Source organism: Moorena sp. SIO4E2, assembly GCF_010671945.1.
GTDB lineage: Bacteria > Cyanobacteriota > Cyanobacteriia > Cyanobacteriales > Coleofasciculaceae > Moorena > Moorena producens.
Map to the genome: position 1 here is coordinate 1 of NZ_JAAHIE010000546.1, position 4,615 is coordinate 4,615.

Consider the following 4,615-nt stretch of genomic DNA (forward strand, 5'->3'; position numbering starts at 1 on the left):
CAAGACCCCTCTCCCACTACCGATTCCACCTCAATGTTGCCCCTATGGAGTTCGATCAGCTGTTTGGTTAAGGCTAACCCCAAGCCAGTTCCTTCATACTTGCGACGGTAGGGGGTTTCTAGCTGCTGAAACTTTTGAAACAGTAATGGTAACTGGTCTTGGGGAATACCAATGCCTGTATCTTCCACTTGGAACACTACTAAGTGGTTTTCTGGCCAGACCCGTAGGATTACTTTACCCCCCTCTGGGGTAAATTTAATCCCATTGCTTAAAAGGTTAAACAAAATCTGTTTAACCCGCCGTTGGTCTGCACAAAAACAGTCCCTTTCTGGTGGCACTCGCCAATCTAGCTGTAGAGTCACCTGCTGTTGGTAGGCTTGTTCGTTTAGGCTACTCAACAGCTGATTAGCTAGCTTACTTAAGGAAAATTTGCTGATAGTCAGGACTAACTTTCCTGCCTCAACCTGAGACAAATCCAGAATATCGTTGATCAGTTCTAGTAGGTGTTGCCCATTTTCCTGGATAGTTTTTAAATAGCGCTGTTGCTTTTCGACAGGTAATCTGTGGGAACTGTCCTGACCAAAACACCAGCGCAAGAGTGTCGCTGCCATCCCAATTACGCAGGTCAGAGGGGTGCGCAATTCATGACTCATGGTAGCTAGAAACTCACTCTTAGCAAGATTGGCTGCTTGAGCAGCTTGCAAAGCATCCCGAAGTGCTTGGGTGCGCTCAATTACCCGTTGTTCAAGGGTGTTGTTTTGCTGCTGCACTTGGGAGTATAACTTCGCTTGATAGATCGCAACGGCTAGGTGTTCACCAATTGCCTGGAGAAAGTTTTTTTCACTGTCCTGCCATCGCCTTGGCTCCAAACACTGATGGGCAATTAGTAGCCCCCACAGGTTGTTTTCGACAATAATTGGTGCGACTAACTTGGCTCGTACTTGATGTCGATGCAACAGTTTAAGTAAGCAATTATGGGTATTATAGGTTCGATCAACATCATCAACAGCAACCGTTGACCCTCGCTGATATTTATGTGTACAGTTCGGTACATGGGTTAAGCATTCCTCCTGCTCAATCACATTTAGCACTGATGGGATACCATCAGAGGCTTTAGCTTCGTAGGTAATACAACCCCAGCCTAGTTCAGTGGCAGCAGCAGGTGCTGGCTCTAGTGCTGTGGGACTAGAGCTGTAAGGAAAGTCAAATTGATAGATTACTAATCGGTCTACCTCTAGGAAGTGTCGTACCCGTTCAACTGCTGTGGTCAGGATCAGGGGTAACTCTTGGCTTTGACGGATTTGACTGGTCACCTGATTGAGCAATCGCTCTTGCTCAACCTGCTGGTGCAGTGCTTCTGCTACGGGTTGACAAATGGACCCATAGGGATAAGCTGGCTCTACTAATGGTGGAACATCGGTGTTGTAGTTATGCGTGTTGTAGTCACACAGAATATCAATTAATGATAGGGTAAATTCGCTCTGGATAGCTGGATTATTGGGTTTGAGGGAGGCTAGAGCCCTCTTGATTAGGTTGAGAATATCCTCAGAGGTTTCAAATTTTGATGGTGAGGTTAGGTAGGAGTCTTTGAGATGGGTAAGAAAGTTTGCGATCGCATCCGGAGCGAAGGTCAATCCCACTTGGTACAGTCTCATCAGAGAGTCATACCCAGTTACGGTCTCCGGTTGTGCTTCCCCCCACAGTAGACAACTGAACTGTTCTGATCCGATCAGGGTAAACCTCTGGCTCTGAGCCTCAGTAATCACCCTCTGATTTACCAACAGATCCGACTTTAGGAGTATTGCCTCTTCGCCCAAAGTTGACTTCATATCGTCTAATCGCTGATCCAGACGCTCGAACACAGCCCAGGGCAAAATTCTGAGGAATTTTGAATTACTAAATAATTTGGTAGGTGGAATTAACGATAACACCTGCTGCTTGGTCGGCTAACTTGCCTGAATGGTGTGGATAGTAGCTTCTTTGATAGTAGTTTATTTTTGTCCACCTGCTGATAATTATTCCCGTATTGTACCACATTTTAGCTTTGGATGCGGCGTGGTAAACGTGGTAAGCGCGGTAAGCGTGGTAACCAGAGGCAGAGAAAGGGTAAAAGTAATTGGTTTTGTTGGTTAATAAAGTACCAAACTAGATTGCGATGTTCCGTGGGCGCAACGTCGGGCTTTGCCCACAAGGAACCGCTTCGCGAACGCACTAAAGCAATGGGATTACTGGAATTCAAAATTAGCGACAATTCTCTTGATTGTGTCGGGTGTAATATCTCCTTGATCTGAATTTGAGTAAATAGTAACTAAAATAATTTTATTTGAATTTTTTAGGTAGTAAATAAAGCGGTAACCGCCACTTTTACCCTTTTGAATATTACTATTACTAACCCTGACTTTGAATACCGTGTAGGGAATGCTTGGGATCTGATATCCAATAATTTCACCTGACTGTAACTGATCAATAATCGGCTGGACATCAGAGCGGATATTACGATACCGTTTGGCTAGATTGCGTAGGCTTCTCTTGAACTCAGGTGTAACCTTGATTTGGATTTTGGCTGGTTCATTCTGCATCAATCCCATCCCACAGCTGTGAAACAGGAAGTGTATTCCCTGTCATGGCTTCTTGCCATCCTTGACGAAAGCTTTCTTCTGCCGTATTATGTGTAACACTCTCACGAAATAAACGAACTATCTGCAACAAATTGGGTAAGTATTCTTGGGGAGTTTGCTGTATTTCCTCAATAACTTGTTCCAGTATTTCTGTGGTAGTAGCGTTATCAGCTACAAAATTTTTGTCTGTCATTATCCTACCTTAAAGTTAGCAACACTTTGATTACTATAGCAGTTCTCAATTGGGTTAGGTACTTTCGTAATCGACAGTAGGGAGTAGGGAGTAGGGATAATAGTGTGGGGAGAGGCGGGAGAGAGGAGATAGAATAATTAGTTGTTAGGGTGGGTTAATAACACACCAAATTTAAACGCGATGTTCCGTTCGCGCAGCGTCTGGCACTGCCAGTAATAAACCCCTTCGCGATCGCACTATTTTTTTAGTAATACTTGACTTCAGTAATAAGGATAAAAAAAATAATATAATATATAAATATATCAAATTAAAAGTGATCAGATATGACACCAGAACAAAGATTAACTCAAGTAGAGAACTTGTTAGAGACAGCAGCAAGATACATTAATCGCCATAGTCAGAATATAGAGCAAAATCAAGCAGAAATTACTCAATTAAGAGTTTCTCTCAATGAGACCTTAAAATTGTTTTCCGATTTAGCAACCTATCAACGTCAAAGTCAAGAAGAGATTATTCAAAATCAAGAGGAGATTCGTCAAAGTCAAGCAGATATTCGTCAAAATCAACAGGAAATACGACGGATTTGGGAATATTTATTAAATCAAAGCGGTAATGGACGCTCCGGGAATTAAACCTGTAGAGGTTTGGGAGTGTAGACAGAAAATTGATGGATAAAGGGCACCATCCCCCTGTCGTGATCAGAAAACGTGAATTTTTTTGCATTCGATAGGAATAGTGTGATCATCTAGATAGAATTTAGACTGACAAAGTCAAAAATGTGCTGGCTACTCGACCTGGGTAGCTCGAAAAAGTCAATCAGGGAATCTCCATCTCATTTCTTTGTTGACGTTCGAGTAGAAACCTCGATGATAAACAATAGCTGTTCTGTGCTTGATTCCCTTTGCAATCTACAAGCAAATCCAAACCAAGGAAACCAAACTGGTGCTACTAGTCAAGGGATTGTAGTGATTTCTCCCCTAGATGACCTTGAAACTGGTGAAGATTTGGCTACTACTGGTGATTTGGACATCACCGATGGCCCGATTAACATCGATTTTGATGACATTGATTTTGATGACATTGACCAAGTGTTTGATGTCGAAATTCAGCCTCAAGATCCAAAAACGGCGACTATCACCAAGATTGAAATTAGTAGTAATCGATGCTCCTTGGCCTTTGGGCCACGCTACGCGAAGGTCGCCGCTACGCGAACAGTAGACTCAGATGACCCTCTAGTCAAGGTCAGTAGCAGGGTGACGGCTACTAACACGATTAGTCGCAATCCCTTGGGCGACTCTGGTGGGGGTATAGTCATCGTCAGCAGTACCAGCATGGCTACCAGCACCATTAGTGACAATACCTCAGCGGATTTAAGCGATCGCGTAGCGTGGCCAAAGGCCAATCGCATTTTCAGTATCCATGGCACAGCCATGGTTTCCAGCACCATGAGTACCCCTAACACCAATAATCATCAGATTAGTGGTGCCGCCAGTTTCAGCATTGGTGACGACAACCAGATTAGTAATCCGGATGGTGTTACCGATGGACCTGACAGTCTGCTGGAGGATATCGTTGGTACTATTACCAATCCCATTGATTCCCTACTTGATTCCTTCCTGACTCCATCTGTGTTCACTCCATCCCTGTTGACTTCATCTCTAGGTTTTCCTAGTTCTGGGATTGATCTTGACCAGAGTCGTTCGCGCAGCGTCGGGCTTTGACCGAATCACTGATTTGATCAATTTGTGGGCATCACTCCTAATATTGGTGCCTCTGTAGCTCAACCCGAAAGAGGACTTGACCT

General features: G+C 43.9%; 6 protein-coding genes. 2 read left to right on the forward strand and 4 right to left on the reverse strand.

Annotated elements, in window-relative coordinates; genetic code table 11:
* The 4 genes from F6K37_RS32640 to F6K37_RS32655 form a co-directional block, all read right to left on the reverse strand.
* Positions 1 to 1,874, reverse strand: a 1,874-nt coding sequence (locus tag F6K37_RS32640) for a GAF domain-containing sensor histidine kinase (RefSeq protein WP_287254793.1), incomplete at its 3' end; no start/stop codon positions are given.
* 164 nt (positions 1,875 to 2,038) lie between these two features.
* The gene (locus F6K37_RS32645) at positions 2,039 to 2,239 is read right to left on the reverse strand and encodes a hypothetical protein (RefSeq protein WP_287254794.1); all 201 of its coding nucleotides are present in this window, start codon (positions 2,237 to 2,239) and stop codon (positions 2,039 to 2,041) included.
* Positions 2,226 to 2,579: a type II toxin-antitoxin system RelE/ParE family toxin gene (locus F6K37_RS32650; protein ID WP_287254795.1), complete on the reverse strand. Its 354-nt coding sequence runs from the start codon at positions 2,577 to 2,579 to the stop codon at positions 2,226 to 2,228. The genes F6K37_RS32645 and F6K37_RS32650 overlap by 14 nt, the downstream gene beginning before the upstream one ends.
* On the reverse strand, positions 2,569 to 2,811 hold the full coding sequence (locus F6K37_RS32655) for a hypothetical protein (protein ID WP_287254797.1): 243 nt from the start codon (positions 2,809 to 2,811) through the stop codon (positions 2,569 to 2,571). The genes F6K37_RS32650 and F6K37_RS32655 overlap by 11 nt, the downstream gene beginning before the upstream one ends.
* 323 nt (positions 2,812 to 3,134) lie before the next feature.
* Between F6K37_RS32655 and F6K37_RS32660 the strand changes: the two genes are divergently transcribed.
* Positions 3,135 to 3,443 (forward strand): hypothetical protein, encoded by a 309-nt coding sequence (locus F6K37_RS32660; protein ID WP_287254798.1) that lies wholly within the window; start codon positions 3,135 to 3,137, stop codon positions 3,441 to 3,443.
* A gap of 234 nt (positions 3,444 to 3,677) precedes the next feature.
* Positions 3,678 to 4,532 carry a hypothetical protein gene (locus tag F6K37_RS32665; RefSeq protein ID WP_287254800.1) on the forward strand — a complete coding sequence of 285 codons (855 nt, stop codon included), beginning with the start codon at positions 3,678 to 3,680 and terminating at the stop codon, positions 4,530 to 4,532.
* Positions 4,533 to 4,615: the final 83 nt, after the last annotated feature.

Bases quoted from the DNA above. Each gene is read 5' to 3' on its own strand.
- F6K37_RS32650 (WP_287254795.1), bottom strand. From the start codon at position 2,579: ATGCAGAATGAACCAGCCAAAATCCAAATCAAGGTTACACCTGAGTTC.
- F6K37_RS32655 (WP_287254797.1), bottom strand. From the start codon at position 2,811: ATGACAGACAAAAATTTTGTAGCTGATAACGCTACTACCACAGAAATA.
- F6K37_RS32660 (WP_287254798.1), top strand. From the start codon at position 3,135: ATGACACCAGAACAAAGATTAACTCAAGTAGAGAACTTGTTAGAGACA.
- F6K37_RS32665 (WP_287254800.1), top strand. From the start codon at position 3,678: ATGATAAACAATAGCTGTTCTGTGCTTGATTCCCTTTGCAATCTACAA.